Source organism: Bacillus sp. JJ1566, from assembly GCF_036962685.1.
Classification (GTDB): domain Bacteria; phylum Bacillota; class Bacilli; order Bacillales; family Bacillaceae_L; genus Ferdinandcohnia.
This window is the reverse complement of sequence record NZ_JBALOP010000045.1, coordinates 14579-36926: the sequence shown is the minus strand read 5'-3', so window position 1 is coordinate 36926 and position 22348 is coordinate 14579. Positions and strand designations below refer to the sequence as shown.

Annotated in this window: 25 protein-coding genes; 9 read left to right on the top strand and 16 right to left on the bottom strand. The window is 36.3% G+C overall.

Annotated features, from left to right (window positions below; all coding sequences use genetic code 11):
• Nucleotides 1-49: 49 nt before the first annotated feature.
• The 3 genes from V7112_RS17545 to V7112_RS17535 form a co-directional block, all read right to left on the bottom strand.
• The gene (locus V7112_RS17545) at nucleotides 50-202 is read right to left on the bottom strand and encodes a hypothetical protein (RefSeq protein ID WP_335422195.1); all 153 of its coding nucleotides are present in this window, start codon (nucleotides 200-202) and stop codon (nucleotides 50-52) included.
• Nucleotides 203-664: 462 nt separating this feature from the next.
• Nucleotides 665-1372 (bottom strand): DNA alkylation repair protein, encoded by a 708-nt coding sequence (locus tag V7112_RS17540; protein WP_335422192.1) that lies wholly within the window; start codon nucleotides 1370-1372, stop codon nucleotides 665-667.
• Nucleotides 1373-1503: 131 nt separating this feature from the next.
• Nucleotides 1504-2667, bottom strand: a complete 1164-nt coding sequence (locus tag V7112_RS17535; RefSeq protein ID WP_335422190.1) for a cation:proton antiporter — start codon at nucleotides 2665-2667, stop codon at nucleotides 1504-1506.
• Nucleotides 2668-2922: 255 nt separating this feature from the next.
• Between V7112_RS17535 and V7112_RS17530 the strand changes: the two genes are divergently transcribed.
• Together V7112_RS17530 and V7112_RS17525 are read left to right on the top strand one after the other, a co-directional pair.
• Complete coding sequence (locus V7112_RS17530) at nucleotides 2923-4314, top strand: PQQ-dependent sugar dehydrogenase (protein ID WP_335422188.1); 1392 nt, start codon at nucleotides 2923-2925, stop codon at nucleotides 4312-4314.
• Entirely contained in the window at nucleotides 4311-4667 is a 357-nt protein-coding gene (locus V7112_RS17525; RefSeq protein ID WP_335422186.1) for a 4a-hydroxytetrahydrobiopterin dehydratase, read from the top strand. The genes V7112_RS17530 and V7112_RS17525 overlap by 4 nt, the downstream gene beginning before the upstream one ends.
• Nucleotides 4668-4751: 84 nt before the next feature.
• On the opposite strand, the gene V7112_RS17520 is transcribed toward V7112_RS17525, so the two are convergent.
• Nucleotides 4752-5726, bottom strand: coding sequence for an NAD(P)H-dependent flavin oxidoreductase (locus V7112_RS17520; protein ID WP_335422184.1), 975 nt, complete (start codon nucleotides 5724-5726; stop codon nucleotides 4752-4754).
• A 251-nt stretch (nucleotides 5727-5977) separates the two neighbouring features.
• On the opposite strand from V7112_RS17520, the gene V7112_RS17515 reads away from it, so the two are divergent.
• Entirely contained in the window at nucleotides 5978-6226 is a 249-nt protein-coding gene (locus V7112_RS17515) for a hypothetical protein (RefSeq protein WP_335422182.1), read from the top strand.
• Between the two features lie 95 nt (nucleotides 6227-6321).
• On the opposite strand, the gene V7112_RS17510 is transcribed toward V7112_RS17515, so the two are convergent.
• From V7112_RS17510 to V7112_RS17490, 5 genes are all read right to left on the bottom strand, one after another.
• The gene (locus V7112_RS17510) at nucleotides 6322-6729 is read right to left on the bottom strand and encodes a GNAT family N-acetyltransferase (RefSeq protein WP_335422180.1); all 408 of its coding nucleotides are present in this window, start codon (nucleotides 6727-6729) and stop codon (nucleotides 6322-6324) included.
• 27 nt (nucleotides 6730-6756) lie between these two features.
• Nucleotides 6757-7092, bottom strand: coding sequence for a hypothetical protein (locus V7112_RS17505; RefSeq protein WP_335422178.1), 336 nt, complete (start codon nucleotides 7090-7092; stop codon nucleotides 6757-6759).
• A 16-nt stretch (nucleotides 7093-7108) separates the two neighbouring features.
• Nucleotides 7109-7738 carry a glycerol-3-phosphate acyltransferase gene (locus tag V7112_RS17500; protein ID WP_335422176.1) on the bottom strand — a complete coding sequence of 210 codons (630 nt, stop codon included), beginning with the start codon at nucleotides 7736-7738 and terminating at the stop codon, nucleotides 7109-7111.
• Between the two features lie 280 nt (nucleotides 7739-8018).
• Entirely contained in the window at nucleotides 8019-8441 is a 423-nt protein-coding gene (gene fosM / locus V7112_RS17495; protein WP_335422174.1) for a FosM family fosfomycin resistance protein, read from the bottom strand.
• Nucleotides 8442-8520: 79 nt separating this feature from the next.
• A complete protein-coding gene (locus tag V7112_RS17490) occupies nucleotides 8521-8967 on the bottom strand; it encodes a GyrI-like domain-containing protein (protein ID WP_335422172.1) in 447 nt (148 codons plus the stop codon).
• A 178-nt stretch (nucleotides 8968-9145) separates the two neighbouring features.
• Here V7112_RS17490 and V7112_RS17485 point away from each other — a divergent pair, with 178 nt between their 5' ends.
• The 3 genes from V7112_RS17485 (at nucleotide 9146) to V7112_RS17475 (ending at nucleotide 10160) form a co-directional block, all read left to right on the top strand.
• The gene (locus V7112_RS17485; protein ID WP_335422170.1) at nucleotides 9146-9520 is read left to right on the top strand and encodes a VOC family protein; all 375 of its coding nucleotides are present in this window, start codon (nucleotides 9146-9148) and stop codon (nucleotides 9518-9520) included.
• A gap of 37 nt (nucleotides 9521-9557) precedes the next feature.
• Nucleotides 9558-9704 carry a hypothetical protein gene (locus tag V7112_RS17480; protein WP_335422168.1) on the top strand — a complete coding sequence of 49 codons (147 nt, stop codon included), beginning with the start codon at nucleotides 9558-9560 and terminating at the stop codon, nucleotides 9702-9704.
• A gap of 144 nt (nucleotides 9705-9848) precedes the next feature.
• Nucleotides 9849-10160, top strand: coding sequence for a hypothetical protein (locus V7112_RS17475; protein ID WP_335422166.1), 312 nt, complete (start codon nucleotides 9849-9851; stop codon nucleotides 10158-10160).
• Nucleotides 10161-10370: 210 nt separating this feature from the next.
• Here V7112_RS17475 and V7112_RS17470 read toward each other — a convergent pair whose 3' ends face one another.
• The 4 genes from V7112_RS17470 to V7112_RS17455 all read right to left on the bottom strand — a co-directional run bounded on the left by V7112_RS17470 (nucleotide 10371) and on the right by V7112_RS17455 (nucleotide 13784).
• Nucleotides 10371-10748 carry a VOC family protein gene (locus V7112_RS17470; RefSeq protein WP_335422164.1) on the bottom strand — a complete coding sequence of 126 codons (378 nt, stop codon included), beginning with the start codon at nucleotides 10746-10748 and terminating at the stop codon, nucleotides 10371-10373.
• Between the two features lie 85 nt (nucleotides 10749-10833).
• Nucleotides 10834-12618 (bottom strand): M3 family oligoendopeptidase, encoded by a 1785-nt coding sequence (locus V7112_RS17465; RefSeq protein WP_335422162.1) that lies wholly within the window; start codon nucleotides 12616-12618, stop codon nucleotides 10834-10836.
• A 3-nt stretch (nucleotides 12619-12621) separates the two neighbouring features.
• Complete coding sequence (locus V7112_RS17460; protein WP_335422160.1) at nucleotides 12622-13344, bottom strand: peptidase E; 723 nt, start codon at nucleotides 13342-13344, stop codon at nucleotides 12622-12624.
• A complete protein-coding gene (locus V7112_RS17455) occupies nucleotides 13341-13784 on the bottom strand; it encodes a VOC family protein (RefSeq protein WP_335422158.1) in 444 nt (147 codons plus the stop codon). Before V7112_RS17455 ends, V7112_RS17460 begins: the two co-directional genes overlap by 4 nt.
• A gap of 145 nt (nucleotides 13785-13929) precedes the next feature.
• On the opposite strand from V7112_RS17455, the gene V7112_RS17450 reads away from it, so the two are divergent.
• Nucleotides 13930-14646, top strand: coding sequence for a LysM peptidoglycan-binding domain-containing protein (locus V7112_RS17450; RefSeq protein ID WP_335422156.1), 717 nt, complete (start codon nucleotides 13930-13932; stop codon nucleotides 14644-14646).
• A 104-nt stretch (nucleotides 14647-14750) separates the two neighbouring features.
• Here V7112_RS17450 and V7112_RS17445 read toward each other — a convergent pair whose 3' ends face one another.
• Both V7112_RS17445 and V7112_RS17440 read right to left on the bottom strand, forming a co-directional pair.
• Nucleotides 14751-17357, bottom strand: a complete 2607-nt coding sequence (locus V7112_RS17445) for a metallophosphoesterase (RefSeq protein ID WP_335422153.1) — start codon at nucleotides 17355-17357, stop codon at nucleotides 14751-14753.
• A 19-nt stretch (nucleotides 17358-17376) separates the two neighbouring features.
• A complete protein-coding gene (locus V7112_RS17440) occupies nucleotides 17377-18636 on the bottom strand; it encodes a class I SAM-dependent methyltransferase (RefSeq protein ID WP_335422152.1) in 1260 nt (419 codons plus the stop codon).
• A gap of 282 nt (nucleotides 18637-18918) precedes the next feature.
• On the opposite strand from V7112_RS17440, the gene V7112_RS17435 reads away from it, so the two are divergent.
• On the top strand, nucleotides 18919-20166 hold the full coding sequence (locus V7112_RS17435) for a DUF4153 domain-containing protein (RefSeq protein ID WP_335422150.1): 1248 nt from the start codon (nucleotides 18919-18921) through the stop codon (nucleotides 20164-20166).
• Between the two features lie 146 nt (nucleotides 20167-20312).
• Here the strand turns inward: V7112_RS17435 and V7112_RS17430 are convergent, their stop codons facing one another.
• Nucleotides 20313-20585 carry a DUF2277 domain-containing protein gene (locus tag V7112_RS17430; RefSeq protein ID WP_335422149.1) on the bottom strand — a complete coding sequence of 91 codons (273 nt, stop codon included), beginning with the start codon at nucleotides 20583-20585 and terminating at the stop codon, nucleotides 20313-20315.
• A gap of 401 nt (nucleotides 20586-20986) precedes the next feature.
• On the opposite strand from V7112_RS17430, the gene V7112_RS17425 reads away from it, so the two are divergent.
• The gene (locus tag V7112_RS17425; protein ID WP_438823911.1) at nucleotides 20987-22210 is read left to right on the top strand and encodes an MFS transporter; all 1224 of its coding nucleotides are present in this window, start codon (nucleotides 20987-20989) and stop codon (nucleotides 22208-22210) included.
• Nucleotides 22211-22348 lie beyond the last annotated feature (138 nt).

Below are 22348 nucleotides of genomic sequence, written 5' to 3'. Positions count from 1 at the left end.
TTTTTGGGGTCACTTCATCTTGGATCATCGCTCCCCGTTAGCTTAATAATCAGTTATTTGATACCCTTCTTTTTTTAAATGAGAGCACCAGTGCTAAAACAAATAAAATTACAGAAATTAATATAGTTGTTCCCGAAGCAATAGGTGTTAAAAATCCTAAAATCAATAGAATAATTCCCAATACAATTAAGCCTACAACCATTAAAATTCCTCCTATTAGGTATTATCAATATCTACTTTAATATTAACATTGGTTACCCTTTTATTGGATGAAACTGAAATATTTTATTGAATTAAACTGCTCCGTTAGTTGAATAACATCTCTCTTTATATTAAAAAAATATCCAAAAAACCTGCTTAATAAATAAGAAATATGGTAATAGACTTGGTATCGTTTTATCATACGAATTAGCAAAGGCACACAAACTTCTGCCACCTTGATAAAAGGTGCGTATTAGGGTGCTATTTCACTCATAATTACCTTACTTATCACATTATACCAACCAAAAAAACAGTCGAATTCATATGCGAATTCGACTGCTAATCAATACGTTATTTAACTTTTTGTACTCGAAAACAGAACCCGTTATCTTTAATGAGGCTTTTTCTCTTTTAATGGTCAAAAAATAGACGAACAGTTAACTGGTCGTCCTTATGAAATATTTTAACACCTTACATATTTGCGTTTGAAACCAAGCTTGCCTCTATCCAATTCTTTTTGAATACTTTCGTACGAGTTAAGGAAGCTACTTTTTTTCTTTTCCCGTTTAACTTCAACTATACCTACTTTATCTGCGGTTTCGACTGCCTTTTCATGTAGCGGCACATATGAAATCCCTACGGTGTAAATAAAATTATTCATAGCAGATTTTGTTCGTTCTGGTGAATTATGAATTGTATTCTTCACCAAATCTAGCATTTCGGAAAGCTTGCTTTCGGAGAATTCATGATCTTTGCGATTCCCTAACAGCCAGCAGTAACAACTCCAACCCGCTGACATTCGTAGCTCTTCACCACTTGCAATCCATTTATCAGCAACATCTTGTGCAATATCTGACTCTGACAAAGTGACGGCCACTACATAATCGGATATCATATAAAAATAGGCCCCATCCATCCAACGATCATAATCCGACTCCGTCATACCTTTTGGGTCAGCAATGATACCCGCAAAGTACATCGCATCATAGTTACCTGTGGCGTATAGCTCTTCAGCTAAGGGTTGATTTATTTTTATTTTCTTTGCGATTGGTTTCATCGCACCTGTAGCAACCCCAAATAGCGGCTCTTTTGCACCATTGGACATGTATATTTTTTTCATTCGCTCCTTACCGAGGGCTTCAAGCTCCTGCATCACTGTTTCGAAATCCATCATTTCCACTTCCTTAAAAGTAATACTAACTTCATTATAACCAACCAGATTAAAAAAGGATGAAGATTAATAATCTCCATCCTCCAATCTTTCAACAAGTTCTACTTCTCCGTCAATCCTAAGAATGCTACCTAACTAATTGATCGACTTATTTTTGATTCAGTTTTCATATTCGAATTAAAAAAGATTTTCATCATCGGAGGAGTAACCACCGTTGTTACAATTACAACAACAATCATTGTCGCATATAAATCTGGATTGATTAAATTTGATGCGATTCCCATTGATGCAACAATTAATGCCACTTCACCACGGGAAACCATGGCTGAACCAATTCCCATTGAGCTGTTCCAATTAAAGCCTGAGAGCTTGGCACCCACTCCTGCCCCAATAAACTTGGTTAAAATAGCGAAGATACTAAGCGAAATAATCAAACCTAAATTGTCAAGAATGCCGGAAAATTGAGCTGAAATCCCAATGTAGGCAAAGAATACCGGAACAAAAATAGAGTAACTGATCGATTCTACTTTTTCAAAAACCTCTTGTTTGAATTTGGTTAAGCCTATGGCAATACCCGCAATATATGCTCCAATAATATTTGCAACACCTGTAAAATCAGCTACATATGCATAAATAAAGCAAATAATGATTGCAGCTGAAATGACCGCCTCACTGACAGGTAATTTTGTGAGTTTATCCATGACCCACGGAACCACTTTCCAAGCAATTAAAATAGCAAACACAAAGAACAATACTTTCTTAATAACCAATGTCGTTAATGATACATCGCCCCCAGCAAAGCTCATTAAGAAGGCTAAAATAATCATTACCACTACATCATCCAGAACCGCAGCACCTAAGATTGTCGTTCCTTCAGGAGTTTTTAATTGGTTCATTTCTTTCAGAGCTTGAACGGAGATACTAACACTTGTCGCAGAAAACATGACACCTAAAAACCAAGATTGCAAGTTTGATAAATCCATCATGACCCCTACAAAATATCCTAAAAACAATGGAACAATAATCCCACCAAAACCTACAAAGGTCGATGATTTACCAGATCTCTTAAATTCCCCGAGGTCCGTTTCTAACCCGGCGATAAACATCAACAAAATCACACCAATTGTACTGAATGTGGATAAGGTATCAGTTGCTTCGATTAATCCGAAAACGGATGGCCCCAGTAAAACCCCTACAATAATTTCTCCCAAGACAGAAGGTTGACCAAACCTTACACTTAGTGCACCGGCCAGTTTAGCAGCAATGATAATGATTGCTAATTGAAGAATGAACATATAATTCCACCTTTCAAATATTATTTTCTTCCTAAAACGCAAAAAGAGCCTGTTACCAAAGGACATAGATATCCCTTGGTGACAGACTCCTCCAAGTGCGCTTTTCTATTAAGTTTGTATACTTGCATTCTAACATATGTAAGCAGGAAGTTAAAGAGGGAATTTTTCGGAACGAGTCGGCATCGCCTATAGGTACTATTAGGACCTTTCTACTCATATTCTGATAAGAGAAAACAATGAGAAGGGGTGTAAAGTTTGTTAAGAGAAGCCAAGGTTCGTTTACGTCCCATTGTAAATCGGATTAATTTACCCACTGTTTTAAAAACAGCTATCCTTCCGGGTGACTCCGTTGAAAGATTATTTATTGCAACTCAGGTAGGCGAAATCTTTTACATAGGAAACGGAGATATCAGAACTTTTTTAGATATTCGCCCAAGAATTCTAAAACTTGCCAGCGGATATGATGAACGAGGTTTACTAGGAATGGCATTTCATCCTGCATTTTATTCCAACGGTTTGTTTTATCTTCATTATTCATTAGCTGGATCACAAGGTCCCGATGCCCTTTCTGATTCATTTAAACCTAACCCATGTGACCCCAACACATTAAACCTGCGATGGACGAATCGGGATACTCAATACAATCATATCGATACAGTTGAAGAATGGATTTTGCAAGCAGACGGTCGACCTCAAAAGCGACGGACATTGCTGAACATAAGAAGACCATTTTTAAATCATAATGGTGTGAATAGCTTAAACTTTTCACCTGAAACTGGAAAACTTGTTTTAACAACTGGAGACGGTGGATCAGGCTACGATCCCTTTAATTTAAGCCAGGACGACATGGAAATCGCCGGTAAAATCATTGAAATTGATGTGAGTAAAAATACATCCATTCAAAATCCACCCGTTGTCACACGTTTTAACGAACTACCACTACCTATTCAGGAAACACTTACGGTGATGGCTAAAGGGGTTCGGAATATACCCGGGATTTCCTTTCAAAGATACTACAATCAGTATATTAAATACGTAGGAAATGTCGGGCAAGATTTGGTAGAATCAATCTTTTCATTTGTACAATATAAACCAATACCGGTTACCCAGCTTGTAAGACAAAGCACGCGTTCCGACCTTATTAATTTTGGTTGGCGAGGGTGGGAAGGGGCTTTGCCTACTTCGACCATAACCCGCTGTACTGGGAATCCTAAATTGGATGAAAAAGCGATTGCCTATTACAATGAAGCCATTCAAACTTCAGTACAACGGATTCAGCCATTAACGAGTTATTACCATGAAGATGCCCGTTCTGATAAGTTTGCGGGCACTGCACTAACAGGTGTCCACCCTTATATGGGTAGTGGCATTCCCGCTTTAACAGGCAGTGTGGTGTTTATCGACCTTGCCCGGAAGGAGGAATCTCAAGCTCCGGTTAGAGGAGCTTTAGCTTATACAAGGGGAAGACCAGATTGTAAGCTCAGTGACTATAGTATAATTGAGACGGATTATGATTTCGGAACTCAGCCTGCATATTATGTTAGTCTAGGATCAAATTTAGACCAAACCAGATTATATTTAGGGGTCTATGGCTCTTTAAATGTGGCTGATTTAAACCAAGGAACAATATTTGAAATCGTTCCATGATTTGGGGCACTCAGGACAGGTTCATCGGCCCAATTACAAAGGGGGCAAAGATTATAGAAAAATTAGGTGAAGAAGCCATCCAAAATAAATTGACTGAAAATCCAAACTGGAAGCTAATTGATGCAAAGTGGATTGCACGGAAGTATCGATTCAAGGAGTATCTAAAAGGTATCGAATTTGTTCAAAAAGTTGCCTCCCTGTCAGAACGCATGAACCATCATCCCTTTATCTCGATTGACTATAAACTTATAACCATCAAAATTACTTCTTGGCGAGCGAGAGGTCTAACAGATTTGGATTTTACATTAGCCAAAAAATATGATGAGTTGTACGCACAAATAAAAAATAATTAAAATTTGTTCAATTGCTATTTCGTTTCGTTTTATATATGAACTAAAAAGTGCTTACCCAAAGCTAGGGGTAAGCACCTTTTTTCATTAAACAAATACTCGGCTTGCCTTCATTAAGCTGTCTCTTGCTCCTAAATATTCCTGGTGGAGCTTATTAACAAACTCTCCTGCGCTTATTACCTCGTTAATTACACTGATTCCTTGGCCGCTTCCCCAAATATCCTTCCAAGCCTTTGTATTCCCATTTCCACCAAAATTCATTTTTGATGGATCACTTTCAGGAAGATTTTCAGGATCTAAGCCCGCTGCACGTATGGATGGAGCAAGATAGTTTCCATGAATTCCTGTAAATAAGTTGCTATACACAATATCATCGGACGTGCTTTCAACGATAGCTTGCTTGTATTCTTGTGCCGCCCGTGCTTCATGTGTAGCGATAAATGGCGAACCGATATAGGCAAAATCTGCCCCCATCGCTTGAGCCGCTAAGATTGACTTCCCATTTGCAATCGAACCTGCTAAGGCCAATGGACCGTCAAACCACGCGCGTATTTCCTGAACTAAAGCAAATGGACTCTTGCTTCCCGCATGTCCTCCTGCCCCTGCAGCAACGGCAATTAGACCATTCGCCCCTTTATCAATCGCCTTATGAGCAAACTTATTATTGATGACGTCATGTAACACGATTCCCCCATAGCTATGGGCAGCTATATTAACCTCTTCACGGGCACCTAGCGAAGTAATAATAATTGGTACCTTGTACTTCACACATAACTCCATATCATGTTCAAGCCGGTCATTTGATTTATGTACGATTTGATTAATCGCAAACGGTGCCGCCGGACGGTCAGGATTTTTTGCATTGTAGTCAGCTAGCGTTTCCGTTATTTCAGCTAGCCATTCATCTAGTTGTGAGGCAGGTCTAGCATTAAGTGCAGGCATTGAGCCCACGATTCCTGCCTTACACTGTTCAATCACTAGCTTTGGATTACTAATGATGAACATCGGTGATCCGATAACAGGAACCCTTAAGGATTTCAGAATAGATGGAATGTTAGACATTTTTACTTCCTCCAATTTCAAAATGTAATTACTGATAGTAAAATAAGAATCAAACTGACTTTTAGGAAATCGCTTTCAATATACCTTATGAATATAGTAATACTATATTCATAAGGTTTTCGTCAATCGATAGGAACCCGCTGAATAACGTTAAACGATATTGGAAAAAATTTATTTAGCATACCACCCTTTGATGTTATAATATAAAACGAAACCAAAAGGTGTTATATATGATCTAGGAGGCCAAACAAATGGACAAGCAAGCGCAAGAAATGTTTTTAAATTTTATTTTACAAAGGGTTCAAGAGGGCAAAGAAGATGAGGCAAAAGAAATACTAACAGAAAATTTTAGGAAACAAGCTGAAGGTACTTTTTCACAAGAAGATATTCAAGAGTTTATCCCTAAGATGATAAGCCTTTTAAAACCTGAGAAATTGGAAGAAATAAAAGCAGTTGTGATGAAGTTTTCTGGGGATTTCGGAATGAACCAGAACAATTAATAATAAGAGAACCAAGATTGTGTTTTAAACAATGCTGGTTCTCTTTTTTGTTTTTTAGTCCTACGTCCAAATTAATGCTCTTTGAAAAACCAACATTAGCGATTTATACTTTTCGTCATTCCAATCGAAAATTTCATAAAACCCAAATCATTATAATAGGGCTCCAAGCCTTCTACACACATAAGCTGTGGAATCACCTTACTTTGCTCACAATGTTTTATGATTCGATTTACTATTTCTTTACCTATTCCTTTTGACTGATAACTTGGATGAACACAAACCCCACATATTAGTGCCGTTATAACGCCATCAGAAATAACACGACCCATTCCTACTAATTGTGGCCCGTCAAAAGCATATACGGCAAACCAACTTTGTTTACACATTTTTTCTAATTCACTAACGCTTAAGTTTAGTGAATTCCATCCTAATAGCACATATAATTTCAATAATTCCTCAAAATTTTCTGGAGGATGTATCGAATAAACGATTTTTTTTGCCACAAAAACACCTCCCTAATTCAAAAAAGGCTATCCAACATATTGAAGGATTAACTGATATAAGGCTATGCAAAGTCCTAATATACTTGCTTTGATTTTCGATGGGTGGTTTCTTTTATTTCGAAACATATAAACGAAAACAATAATAAATCCCAATGGAATCCATAATTCGAAGACACCTTCTTTTGAACTATGAGAAAAAATTGGAGCAATGTAAGTGCTTATTAAAAAGTAAGGGAAAACTGTAAAACGTCGGGTTTCTAATTGCTTGCTCCACCTTACCAAAAAGAAAATAATAATTAATCCGATAATCGTTACATGTAAAGGTGGTAGAACAATTGCAAAATCCCCAAATTTGAATTCCACTCAGCATTGGCCTCCCTTACGTTTTACGCCTAATTTTAAGCATACTTGAAATCCTGGTTTCTGTTTTGTTTTGGATTCGTTTCCAATTCTCAAGATGTTTATAGATACATAGCAATGTTAAGGCGATTGTAATCAATATTGCATTGGGCGGATACCCAAATAAATAAGTAAGGCCTACCCAGCATAGATACATCGCCAGAACACCAATTGGAATATAATCGCTAATAAGCGTAACCATAATTAGAGCAGCAAATCCGATTAACCCGACCTTCCAATCGATTGCGAATACAACTCCTATCATTGAAGCCGTTCCTTTTCCTCCGTTAAACTTCATCGTTACAGGAAAAATGTGACCGATAATGACAAAAGCTCCAGTTAAAAAGACTAGAAAATAAAAGGTGCTCTCATCGAGGGAATAGCTGTTTAACCAGTTTTTCATAAATAAAACTGGTATTATCCCTTTTCCAATATCAATTAACGCTACTATGATCCCGTATTTCCACCCTAAAACAATCGTGGTGTTAGAAGCTCCCGCATTTTTAATTCCACTTTCCTTAATATTCACCTTTTTAAGCTTGCCAACAATGGTTGAGCCATGGATACAACCAAATATATACCCCATTATGATACTTACTAGTGCTAACATACCTCACCTTTTCCCCATTATTTTACAAATATTTCATCCGTTAGTAGCAAAATTCGATACCCTGATTACATATACGATTCATATTTGTTATGGTTACAGAATTTTCCTTATTTAATTAGCCTGCTTTGATTAACACAATAAGAAACAGGGAGTTGCCTTACCGACTCCCTGTTCCACTTTTGCACCTATTGAACAAGACCTCTTAATCGCTATTTGCCCATTATCCTGCCATAAGTGCAACTTGCGACACAATTTCCACCACATGTGCTTGTAACAGTCATTAATTATAAAAATCCATATGTACTTTTTCCTTCTTGTAATAATCGAGCCTGTCTTGTAAAGTACCCGTGTGAAATTCAAACTTATGTCCATCAGGATCCGTAAAGTAAATTGATTTTTTATCTCTTTCGTCTCTTCTACGACCTGACAGTATATTTACATTCAATTCCTTCAGTTTTTGGTACATATTATCAATATCTTTTTCTTCTATTGAAAATGCAATATGTGTGTATGATTGGCTAATTTCATTACGAGGAATATCTTTTTCCACATTAAGAGCAAGCCATATACCATTTAAATCAAAATAGGCAGTGCTTCTACCCTTAACTAATAACTTTGCATCAAACACATTTTTGTAAAATTCAATTGAATCCTCTAAATTAGAAACAGAAAATAAAAAATGATTAAGACCTTGAACTGACACCGCATCACCTCATTTTTAGACTTATTAATTATCAAAGTATTTCCGTCGTTAGTAGAAAACAGTCCAAAATTTATCAATATTATGCCTGAACAGGTAAATAAATCTCTACTTCTTCTGCACCATTCTCGATTGGATGATAGGTTTCAACAATATAAGAATCTAGATCTCTTTCATAACCTTTCACAACTGTCCATTGCAACAAGTAGTCATGTAGGTTTCCGATTTCATTAATGTCTCCTCTAGTCGTGACATAATCTTGGTGAGTCTCGATATATTCCATTCCTGATGGAACTTCTGTTAAAGGCTCATTAACAATTAATCCTACATAATAGTAACCTTCCAAATGGTCTGCATCCCTTTTAGGTTCGAAAAGGGCGATTTCAGTACCAGAACAATATTCAATTTCGTCTATACGATTCATCATTTGCTGAGCAAGTTTTGGAACTTCAGTACCAAAATCTGCAAAAGCTCCACTGCCTTTGATACCGACAACCTTAAAAAGTTTCTTAACCTTTTTACATTCCATCATTGATCCCTCCACTTTATTAAATATAAAAAACACGTTAGCTTAAGTGAATTACCACATGCAATTATTAATTGGTAAATATTCTAAATTAAATTAACTATTTAATGTTTTCATTTTATAATTAAGTAATAGTGTTAATCAACATTATTTGGAAATTATATATTAGGAGTGCGAAGATATGAAAACGAATTTCATCCAAAAGATAAATCAAATCGGGGTGCCTGTAAAAGACATAAATAGGGCAGTGACATTTTATAAGAGACTTGGTCTACCTCTACTCTTTTCAACAGATTCAATGGCATTTTTTGATTGTAATGGAACAAAAATTCTTCTAAGTTTGCCTGAGAAAGAAGAGTATTCCCAGGCAAGTTCTGTTATATATTTTCAAGTTGAAAATATAATGGAAACCTATGATAAATTTTCGGATGATGGAGTATCCTTTATTGATGAACCACATATTGTAGCAAAAATGGAAAGAACTGAAACTTGGATGACTTTCTTTAAAGATACAGAAGGGAATACGCATGCGTTTATAAGTGAAATGGAAAATTAATTTTCTAATTTTGTAATATGAAGGGGTGAGTGACATTTTGGAACCAAGAAATATGCCAAAAATAAGGATTGAACCTTGGGGTGAAGGCGATCTTAATTTGCTTCATCTTCTAAATGCTCCTGAGATGACAGTACACTTTGGGGGTCCAGAGTCAGAGGAGAAAATCCTAGCTCGTCATAAATAACTGCTTACATATGTATCCGATATTTCTTTTATAATTCATGGCTCTGTTAAAGACTCAGGTCGAAATTGAATACTTTATTGAATTAATGGTTATTACAAAAATATTATTTTACTATCAATTTATATTTAAAGTGGAGGATTAAAAATGATTATTTATTGGATTTCCTTTTTAATTGTTATTTGCTTCTTAGCATTCTCATATTATAAACGATATTCGCTTAAGACAAGACTATCCTATTTAGGTGCACTTTTTATATTTTCATTAATTATGATACTTCCGATATTTGGATTTTCAATTTTCACATTAATTGGGATGTTTTTTATTGAGAAGATATGGGTTTTATTTGCGGTAGTATTATTAATTGAAACAGCGATAAACAAGAATGGTAGAATAGTAAGGGTTATTTTGGCAGTTGTTTCTTTTGTTATTTTCCTTTTTATCCGAAAATTTATTTAATAAGATCAGCAAAAATACTGCTTCGTTACCTAAATGACTTCAACCAAAAAGCGTTAATCCTACCTGATTTAACTCATAGATAAATTTAAACCAATAAAAATAAGCAATCCAATTAATATGCTAATTGGACTGCTAAAAATTTTTTATGTTATGTACTCTTAGACCGAGCCCGTAACATTAAAGTAGTCGAAGGAAATTATTTAATGTAATTTAATTCTTCTCGGTAACTGCAAAGTAATTTTCTTCATTATCAGCAAAGTTAAATACTTTACCTGAAGGCATATTTACAATTTCCCCAACGGTTACGTTTTTGTTTTTTAAGTCACTGTATAATTGATCGAGATCCTCCGTGAAAAACATTAAAGAAGGTGTACCAAGATTCAATCCAGGCGACATTTTTTCAACGAATTCCTTGTTGTGGAGAATAATACTTGTTTCTGCGCCCGTTTTCGGAGCAATCTCAATCCATCTCATTTGACCATTATCTTCCTCAGCAACCACCGTAAATCCAAATTTTTCTGTCCAAAAATTCACAGCCTCATCTTGATTATTTACATACAACATAATTTGACCTACTTGACTAAACATTGTTCTCAACTCCCCTTCTGGTATTTGTCATCTACCAATTAAATATTCCCTATTGTTAATTGTTCCATACGATTTAACCTCTATGTTACGAAGTAGTTAAATTCATAAATTCTTCAGCATCTTTGGCACATAATTTTATCCCTTTCTCCCAAAAGCCTGCTGAAGTAATGTCCTCATGTAAATGCTTCATCACTAAATCTTCTACGGACATGCTTCCCGAGTCACGAAGTAATTTTAAATATTCCCTTTCAAATTCTTTTCCTTTTTCTTTTGCTATTGCATAAAGACTGAGAGAAAATAAGTAACCAAAAGTATATGGAAAATTATAAAACGGTGCGCTAGTTATATAGAAATGTGGTGTCCAAACCCATGATCGTACAGAAGCATGTTCTATTGAACGGTCATAAGCTTCATCTATAGCTTCTTGCATAAGTTCATTTAAACGGCTGGAAGAAACTATCCCCTTTTTTCTTTCTTCGTAAAAGTTTTTTTCAAACAGGAACCTTGAATGGATATTCATGAAATTCATGACACTACGTTTTAATTTCTCGTCAAGAACAAATAATTTTTCTTCAGGGGATTCCGCCTGTTCTAGTGAAGCATCTAAAATGATTTGTTCAGAGAATGTTGAAGCAGTTTCTGCTATGCTCAATGGATATCTCCTATTGATTCCATCAACATTTTTCATCGCATAATTATGAAAAGCATGACCCAATTCGTGCGCCAAAGTTAAAACACTATTCATTCTCCCACCGTAGGTCATAGACACTCTAGATTCTTCAGAAAGAGGGAATCCTGCGCAAAATGCGATATTCGATTTATTAAAGCGGTCTTCAGCTTCTACCCATCCGTTATCAAATGCATGCCGAGCAAAACTTTCTAATTCATTTCCGAAATGACTAAAATGCTCCAAAATAAAGGTAACAGCATCATCATATTCTATTCTTTGGTTACTGCTTCCAACAGGTGCCCAAAAATTATAAGACTGCATTTTTTTATCGCCAGTCAATTCTGCTTTTCGATTAAGGTACTGAATAAAAGGTTCCTTAAATTTGCTTACAGCCGACCACATTGCATTTAGTGTTTCCTCTTTCAAACGGTGCTGTAATAGAGGCTCTGTTAGGACATCATCTAGCCCCCTGCTTTGGTAAACCTGTAATCGAAAGCCTGCGATATGATTTAATATTTGTGCAAATAGTTCTTCTCTTTCTTTCCATATATTTTCTAAAGCAAGATGAGCAGTTTTACGTACATTCTCATTCGGATGTGAACGCAGATTAATGGCTTGACCGACTGATAACTCTTTTGTTTCTTCTTCGATAAGGATTTTTACTTTAATACTACTTAAAATTGAATTGTAAAATTGTCCCCAAGCATGATAACCATCGACCATCAAATCTGAAATGATCTTTTCCTCTTCCGTTGACAGAAGCATATCTGCATTCTTACGCCATTCATTAAGTATATACCTGTAGTTTTTTAACTCCTCAGTTTCTAATGTCGTTTCCCACACATGTTGATTTGGGGTCAGAAGAACTCTTTGAAACTTTTTTATTGAGGAGTCAAAACGAGCGCTGATTGAAGTGGTTTTCTCTCTTAGATTCATTGCATTTTGGTTTTTCGGATTTTGTGCCAAAAGACAGGTGATAAAAGAATTCGCTTCTGATAAGTTGACTTTAATGTCTCCAATGAACTTTAATGCAGATTCAAGTTTATGTACTTCATTTTCTTGGAGAATACCGAAATCATTTAACTCTTCCTCGAAATCTTCTATCTTAATCTTTAGCTGTTTAATATGGTTTTGAAGCTGAGATGAATCTGTAAACAAATTATCTAAATTCCATACCATTGAGTAACTTGCTTTGTTCATATTTTAACCTTCTTTTTCGTTATCATATGCTTGGCCTAAGTAGGTGGTCTTCATTTCCTCTTCTACAATTTGATTATGAACATTCTTAACAAAATAAGACTTTGCTTTTGGTCTGGAACTAACCGAATTAGATAGGACTTCATTTACAAAGTGAAGAGCCGCACCATCATCAACAGCGTATCCTTCTTTAATTTTTCCTTCTAAAATTAATTGGTGATAAGAAGGTCTTCTTTTATTTTCACCGTCATAATGAGGGCAATTACTCCCCTTCAACAAGCCTAAACAATCCAGTTTATACAATGGAGCATTTAACGGATCCGTCAAACCTTCTTCGAACCAACAGATGGAACCAGCACTTAGTCCCGCAAGGATAATCCCGCTTTTATACGCGTTTTTCAGGGCGGTATCCAATCCCCATTCTTTCCACAAAAGAAGCATATTCCTGGTGTTTCCCCCACCGACATAAATAATATCCTGCTCCAACATATATTGTTCCATATCCTTAAAATTCGGTTCAAATAACGATAAATGGGTTGGTCGGCAAGGAAGCCTAGTAAACGCCTTATAAAATCGCTCAATATAGTTCGTTTGATCACCACTAGCGGTTGGAACAAAACACACTTTAGGTGAATCTTTCCGGATTTGAGCCAAAATGTATTGATCCAGTAAAAGATTATCGGGTTCCATCGAAAAGCCCCCGCCACCCATTGCAATAATCTGTCTCACTGATCTTCAATCACTAGCATATTTGATTCATCAAATTCCCACGATTCTCCGTAGGCTACTTCCCAATAGTAACCATCAAGGTCGGTGAAGTAGCCACCATAGCCACCCCAATCGGTCTTTTTCGGCGCCTTTTGAATTTGTGCTCCTGCCTGCTCTGCCTTTTTTAAAACCTCATCTACTTCTCCCATTGATTTTGCATTATACGCAAGCGTAATCCCCGGAAAACCAGCTCCAATCTTCGGAGGGTTTTCTTCATTTACATCCAGTGCCAGCTCCTCGAGCGGATAAAGCGCAATTCTCGTTCCTTCATTTCTGAAAAAGATAATGGCCGGATCTGATTCTGAACCTCTAATGGAAGTATCAAATCCTAGTTTCTTGAAAAACTCATGAGATTTAACAATGTCCTTTGTGCCGAGTGTAATGAGATTTAATCGGTTCATCTTTTTTCCTCCTTAAACGTCTTTGTATATTTAATTCTCCAATTATATCCAATCACCTTCTTAATTTATTGGACATTCACCCACTCGGTTCAATTTGAATATCCTAATAAACATCTAAATTTTTACTTAAAAGGAGTGTCAAAAATTGAATCGTTTTTACACACATTCCATCCAACCGGGGGATAGTCTTTGGCAGTTGGCGCAAGCATACAAGACCACTGCTGAGGAAATTCTTGCTGCAAACCCTGGAATAAATCCATATTATCTGCGGGTCGGAGAGTTTATTAAAGTACCAAATACTCAATTAAAAAAGGATCGTTGCATTAGTCAGGCTGAGTTAGATTATCGAAATGATATGCGCAGTCTTTGGGAGGAGCATGTGGCATGGACAAGGATGGCGATTATTAGCCTCGTTTTTAAACTGCCCGACCTCGACTTTGTTCTTAAAAGGCTACTAAGAAACGCAACCGATATGGGAAATATGATTCGCCGATTATATGGTGACGAGGCTGCAACTACTTATGCCAAATTAATTCAGGAACATTTGTTGCTTGCGGCAGAGCTTGTCAAAGCGGCATTAGCAGGTGATCAAAAAGCAGCCATGACTGCTGAAAAAAAGTGGTATCAAAATGCGGATAAGATTGCTAAGTTTTTAAGTACTGGGAATCCATATATATCTGAAGAAGCTTTTAGAAAAATGTTCTATGAACACCTTGCTTTAACCAAACAAGAAGCGGTCACTATGATCAATAAGGATTTTCAAAAGGATATTGAGGTGTATGACAAGATTGAAAAATTGGCGCGGGAGATGGCGGATACGATTTCCGATGCCATGGTGCTGCTGTATCCGGATATGTTTTAATCAACTCTCCTACTTAAAATAAGGTTTTTTTGAACTTTGGGAGAAATAGCGAGTGGACAATAGCTTAAACTTAGCCCCATAACGTGTATGGGGCTATTGCATGTCTATAATCTTGGATCAATATCTTGTTCTTGACTTTCTTCAAAGATGAGATTTGCGACGGTTTGCTTGTAAGCTTTGTTTTCTGGGCCAATCTCGTCAAGTCGGGTTTGAAGCATTTCCATTCCCAATTTGTATTCGTTTACCGATTTTCGGATCTTTTTCTTGATGTTTTTTTGCTTCATAAGCTTAGTATATTTGTTTGGGAACCGATAATCATATCCGTACACAAGTGTAAGATATTCTGGGTTCCGTACCTTCATAAACGGTACAAGATTATCTTGTGGTATCTCTGGCTTAATGACGACACCTTCCATACCGCGTTCAAACGTCAGTTTCTTGAAAAATTCCAAAGCACCATCGTACGGCTCCTGTACATTTACAATCATAGATTCATCTTCACTTATAAACGAGAACATTTCCGATGTTTTCATATCAGGAATTTCCTCATCACCATTTGAGTAAACCACTTTTAATATTGAAAAGGGCTTAAATTCTAGCTCTTTATCCTTTGCATAAAGATCTAACTGCCTGCGGAATATTTGATAGGCATTCTCCTGCTCAGATAAGGTATGTGTTTGATCGATTATATCCTTTAAATCCTTGTATGTTTGATAATTGTTCATACCAAAATGAGCAATCAGGTCTTTTTTAGAGTACTTAGACCTCGCTTCATCAAACCCACTTAATTCATATCGTCTAACTACATCCAAGAACTGGTTTTCGAATCCAAATTCTTTCAAAAACTCAATTTCTGTTTCAAGTGCCTTGGCGACGACATCAAACTGTTGATCAATTAACCCTTTTCCGAGTGCACTCCAAGGGAGCAGCTCACCATCAAATATGATTATATCGATAGCTTTTTCATCCATCCATGCAGAAAATTTTACTTGGAGTTGGCGGAACACCTGTGTTAAATCAATATGAGTAATTTTATACCCATTTCGACTCACTGCATAACACTTCTCTACATCTCGGGACAAGTAAATCGTACAGCGAGAACCCATATACTTCGGTTGAAGAACTACTTCACTTACACCAGCATCTTTGAAAAAATCTAACCCTTTTGTTAAGCTTTCGAGTTCATTCCTTCGAAAATCCTTGTCGGCAGGGCTCATCGTGCCTGAGATAAAATTAACTTTATTATGAAGTACGTAATCTAATCGTTTTTGATCATTTTCACTCAATTCAATTAGCTTTACTTCCTTTGTCTGGGAAGAGAAGGCTGACGGTAACTCGTTAGAAAATGGAGTCTTGTTACCATCTATTTCTAGTTCTTCATTTGCAGTCTTGTCGGCAGAAGGAACACTCTTAAATAGTGGCTTGGATGTTTGTAAAGCTACACTTGTTAAGGTATTTCCTGATACACAACCTGTATCGATTCCAATCTTATTTTTCATCCGCACAACTTCTTTTGTGGCTACATGACCAAATACATGGTATGGAAAATTACTCCCGCTTTCGTTTTCCAAAAAGCGTAGTTGTTCTTCGATATTTTCCTCAAAATCAGTTGCAAACCGACGTTGATTTCGCCGTGAGGTTACATCCATTTTTCCAATATATTGATTAAGACAAGGGGCATGTGTTAAATAAAAGCTGTTGTCCTTCTTGCCAATAAATCTATAAAAATCACGCGATAATTCCACTAGAACCTGGAACTTCGATTGCAACTCAAGATCTGCTTCTAAAACGGGAATGGAAGTAAAAAAGTCGTCCAGTAATTGCGAATCCACATTTTGAATCTCATCATTTAGGTATTTAGAGACAAAGTTTTCGTGATTTCCTTTTACAAAATAGAAGAATTCTCGATTTTGATAAAGAAACTCAATGGTTGCTTTCGTGTTATTTCCTTTATCGATAAAATCGCCAATTAGGACAAATCTTTTATTGCCACTTTTTGAGGTTTCCTGAATTTTACCATCGAGAATAGCAAATCCGTGCAAAGTAATCATTTTTTGTAACGATGTTAGAGTCTCATGAACATCCCCAATGATGATGTAAAAGTAATGGTGAGGAAGTATTTGAGTTAAATACGCATTCAAATCTTCAACCATAATTTCATATAAATCTGGTTGGAGAAAGTTTTTTGCACGAATTCGATGGATGTCATCGAAGTCACTACGCTTTAATGACGGTAGTACATCACGCCTCATTCGATTTACATGTGTTGCAATCACCTTTTTACTACGTTCAGATTGGTAATAGTCTTTCATGTTTTTATAATCAAACAGGATGGCCTCTAGTCGATAGTGATTTTCCTGAGCAATTGCCGTTACTTTTTTTCGGAAATCTTCTGCAAGACCCGTTGTATCCACAATCACAAAATCTGCATTAACAGGAAAGCTCGTCACAGCCCTTAGCTTATGAAAAAGTAGGTCAAACGCTTGGGCAGAGGACTCCATCATCATCGAATCATATTTATCATATGGAAAGCCAAGGATTTCCTGGCGTATATCATCACTTGAGAGGTACTGGACATTACTTCGGTAATTTATTTCTTCATCATAAAACTGTAATTGGGGAAGCAAAACATTTTTAGCAAACGTCGATTTCCCACATTCGGTCGGACCGATCAACATATAAATCGTATGAAGCTTCGTCTCGATTTTCATTCGATTTCCCCTCCTAAAATCAGTTTTTTCTTGTTAATACAAGTCCTTGGGTGGTATGAATCCCGTTCACATTGTCACCAATTCCGTAGTGGGAATAGTTCCAGTCAGGGGGAATGATCGATTGAATCCAGCTTTTGAATTCCTGTTCATTCATTTCCCAATGATGGTCATCATGACGTAATTCGATATTGTAAAATTGGTTAAAATCACGGTTTGGCGTCGTGATAATCAACTTATTACAATTCACATGCTGAATTATTTTTAAAATCAATTCTTCAGCAGATTTTTCATCCATGTGCTCGATTACCTCTGTTAACAGAACGTCGGCCAATTCCTTTGTGTCGTTTCTCAGAAAATGATCAATGGATTTGTAAAGAACAATATTTGAAATGTCCTGGCGCTCTGCTTTTTGCGCTACTTTTAACAGTAAAGCCTCATCAATGTCGATTGCATGAACCAGATGGGGAGCAATTTTTGTACTAAAAGGGATGGTATAGGCACCTTCACCACAGCCGACATCAATGATAGGCAATTGAAACTTAAGCTGTTGAGTAATCCAATCTTTTCGTTGGAATGCTGTTTTTCCAAAGGCAAAATCAATTTTATACTGTGATGTTTCTTCAATCAGTCCTTTGTAACGATGGAATATCTCTTTTTTCGTAAGCACGTTTCTGACAAACAAATAACGAATGAAAAAAGGTGCATCAATCGCATTTATGCTACGGATATATTTTTCAATGGTTTCATTCGTGATGTCAAAATAAGTTCGGTTCATCAAAGACAAAAACATAAATAAGGCATTGCTATAATTAAAGAGATCAAAGAGTGTTTTCTTTGTTTTAATGGTAATTCGATAGTTTTGGAATGCACGTTCCTCCCAAATTAATTCATAATCCTTTAAATGTAATTTAAAAAAGTGCAGATACCGAATCTGTTCGACTTGGACAAGATTCACCATTAGTTGGTGCTCAAATCCCTCTATGTCGTCAACATGTTGCTTTTTTGACGCTGTTGAAAATAAATCAGCCACGACATTGAGTGGAAAAAGTGGTGTGTTATAACGAGAAACATTTAAATATTCAAACTGCTCATCTTTATCTTTTGGATAGGAGACCTCATTTTCAGCATCCTTGAAATAGACATTATATGTACTAGAATCCGAAAACCAACCAAAGATCTTTCCCTTGCGTACGGTTCTCAACACCATACCTGAATTCGGATTTTTCCCTACGGCAAAAGAAAATCTTGGATTCGATGATCGTACCTGAAAAACCGCCATTGTTGACACCCCATAAATAAATGTTATTTGTTTAAAATTTCAATTAATGTTTTGATTATCTTTCTTTCTGGATTCATTTTTAATGTTTTATCTATATCACTAATATCACCAATAATGAAGGAAAGGAAACTTACAATAAAAACATTTCCTTAGTTAATAAAAATTTATTGTAAATCAATAAAATATGTATTAAAATCAATATCAGGATGACGAACCTTAAGCAAAATTGCTTCCAGAGTTAAGAGGAAACTCAATCTAACATTTATTAGGGGAGGAATAACTATGGACATGAACAATTTGATTCTTGAAAATATTGCTAGCCCCCGTGAGCTGGAGAGAATGTATAGAAAAGACCCGAAAGCTTTTAAAAAATCATTCTCACACGCATGGGAACAAAATCCTGATTCTCAGGTTCTTAGTGTTTGGTATGAAAGATTGCATTTCAAGGAGACGGCAAATACAGAAAAATCTTCCTTGCTTCAAAAAGGTTTCTTAGTCATGGGCATTTTAGCTATTCTGGCCGGGATAAGTACCAGGATCATTTTCCATTTTGTTGAACAAGAAGCAATAGCTCCAATTAACCTAGCTTTTGGTATAATTCCCTTTATTGCTGCCTATTTTGTTTACAGTAATACTCCGAAAAAAAGTGTTATTTATACCCTTGCAGCGTTGTTCCTAATTTCCGTGCTTTATCTTAATATGCTGCCATTAGATTATAAAGACAGTATTATCCTTGTTTATTTACACCTTCCCATATTCTTGTGGGTATTAGTAGGGCTTGCATTTACAGGAAATGAATATTCAAAAGGCAGTACAAGATTAGCCTATATTAAATTTAATTTGGAATATTGTATTCTCTACGCCAGCATGGCAGTTAGCGGAATGATACTAGCAGCATTAACCATGCAGTTATTCAGCTTTGTTGGCTTGGATATAGAAGACTTCTATTTTAGTAATGTCGTTTTATTGGGTGCTTCCGCTCTCGCTATTGTGGCTGCATACCTGGTATCAATGAATCTTAAACTTGCTAAGAATATTACACCATATATAGCTAAAATTTTTAGTCCCCTTGTCCTAGTTACATTGTTGGTCTATCTTATAACAGTTATATGGGTCGGAAAAAATCCATTCTTGGACCGCAATTTCCTGATCGTATTCAACGGAATACTCCTTGGTGTATTGACTGTTACCATATTTTCCATTACCGAGAGTGACTCAGACGAAAAAAAGAACATATCAGATTATATAAATTTCGCCTTAATTGTTCTTGCACTTATCATTGATACTGTGGCTTTGTCAGCTATCGTGTTCAGACTTTCTTCTTATGGGCTAACGCCTAATAGACTTGCTGTTTTAGGAGTTAACATACTTATCTGGGTAAATTTAATTTGGATTATGTTTTCCTATATGCGTTTTCTGCAAAACAAATCCGGACCTTCAACTATCCAAGATGCCATTACTAAGTACTTGCCGGTCTACGGACTTTGGGCAGCTTTTGTAACATTTACCTTTCCTATCATTTTTAATTAGATAGGCTCAGTTATGTGAAAATACACTTACACCAAATAGCGCTATACTTTAGCTTGGGTGCTTTACTAAAAAGAAGAAATATAAAAAACAAGTCTTAGAGGATAAATTCTCTAAGACTTGTTCAATGTGAATTAAAATCATTTTCTTTAGCTGTCTCCAAATCTTTTAGCTGATCGAATGCGTGCTTTCTCAGCTTCTACCTCTCGATTGCGAGGCTCCGCATTGGTCGCTAAGTTGTCCAATAAATTTCTAGTAATCAAGGCTATTTCATCGATTGCTTGTTTAAACGCCTCTTCGTTCATCTTTGAGGGCTTATTAAAGTCTGTTATCTTTCTAACGTACTGTATGGAAGCAGCATGAATCTCTTCGTTGGTAGCTGGTGGGTCAAAGTTAAATAAAGTTCGAATGTTTCTGCACATAAAGGTACTCCTTTTTGTTTTTTATAAAAGATACTTCGATAGTACCACAACATTGCTTTTGCCACTAAAAGAACACGACAAAAACCAACAAAAGAAACGCTTGATAAAACTAATAATCATGAGGTAAGATATTAACACTACTACATGAGAGGGTGACCATAGGGCGATGATCTACTAATCCCGGTTTCATTCGTTAATTACGAAGTCATAATTGAATGGGATTAGTGTATACTTTTATAGGTAAAAGAAGATCGTTGTAATAGTACAGGTGTGTGCTATGTCTTTTCCTGTGGTTTTTTAGGATTCCCATCCAACTATGACGGATGGGAATTTTTGTGTGATTTTTTATAGACGTTATCAACAACTAAGCAAAATTAAAGTTTTAAGAAATGAGGAATACAATGTCAAATTTATTTAAAAACCGTTTTGTTCAAGCCATTTTCCTTTCCGCCCTCTTTCTCCAAGTCGGGATTTGGATTCGGAATTTTGCTGTTCTTTTATTCGTAATGGAAAAAACAAATGGAGATGCCTTTGCGGTGTCTATGATTTCAGTTGCAGAGTTTGCACCTATTTTCATCTTCTCCTTTATTGGCGGAACCTTTGCTGACCGTTGGCGGCCAAAACGAACCATGATTTGGTGCGATATTTTAAGTGCCGTTTCCGTGTTTGCCGTATTAATAACCCTTGTCATTGGATCGTGGAAAATTATCTTTTTTGCCACTTTAATTTCGGCTATTTTATCACAATTTTCCCAGCCTTCTGGGATGAAATTATTCAAAATGCATTTAAATGAAGAACTCATCCAGCAAGCAATGTCTATTTACCAAACAATTTTCGCAGTGTTCATGGTTTTTGGACCCGTGCTTGGAACTTTTGTATTTCAGCAATTTGGAATCGATGTGTCTATTGCAATAACCGGAGTCGCGTTCTTACTTTCTGCGGCAATGCTTGCATTTATTCCCGCTGACCACTCGATGGATCAGGAAAAAAAGGGGTCTACTTTGCTTCAAGAAATGAAAAGTGGAATTCGGTATGTTCTTGCCAAGAAGGAACTAAAGTTGCTTGGCCTTTGTTTCATGGCAGCCGGTCTTGCAATTGGACTAATTCAACCACTAACGATTTTTCTTGTAACAGAGCGTTTAGGATTAGTGAAAGAGAATTTACAATGGCTATTAATGGCTAACGGAATGGGTATGATTTTGGGCGGTGCTGTGTCTGTTTTGTTTTCAAAAGCAGTACCTCCACAAAGGTTGTTAATGATTGGTATGTTAGCGAGTGCCATTGGCATGGGGGTCGTTGGCTTTTCAACCAGTTTGCCAATTACACTAGGAGCTGAATTCTTTAACGGACTCTTCTTCCCTTGTATTCAAATCGGAATTAATACGCTGATCCTTCAAAATACAAAAGCAGAATTTATCGGAAGAGTGAACGGTACACTAAGTCCTTTATTCACAGGCTCCATGGTATTAACGATGAGCCTTGCAGGAATTTTAAAGGAGTCATTTTCAATCGTTGTTATTTTCGAATTAGCAGCCATTTTATTTGTGTTCGGTATGCTTGCTATCCTACCAATCTACAATTTGAAAGCCCCAAAACAGGGTGGACCCATGTTAGCTAAAGAATAAAACTAGTAAAGGACAGATCTTTTAATAAGATTCTGTCCTTTTTGTATTCACTCTAGCACAAAGAGGGTGTACCATCTCCAAAGGAATTTTTAATTATGAATTGCTTTTCTTGGAAACAACTCTAAATATATTTTTAAA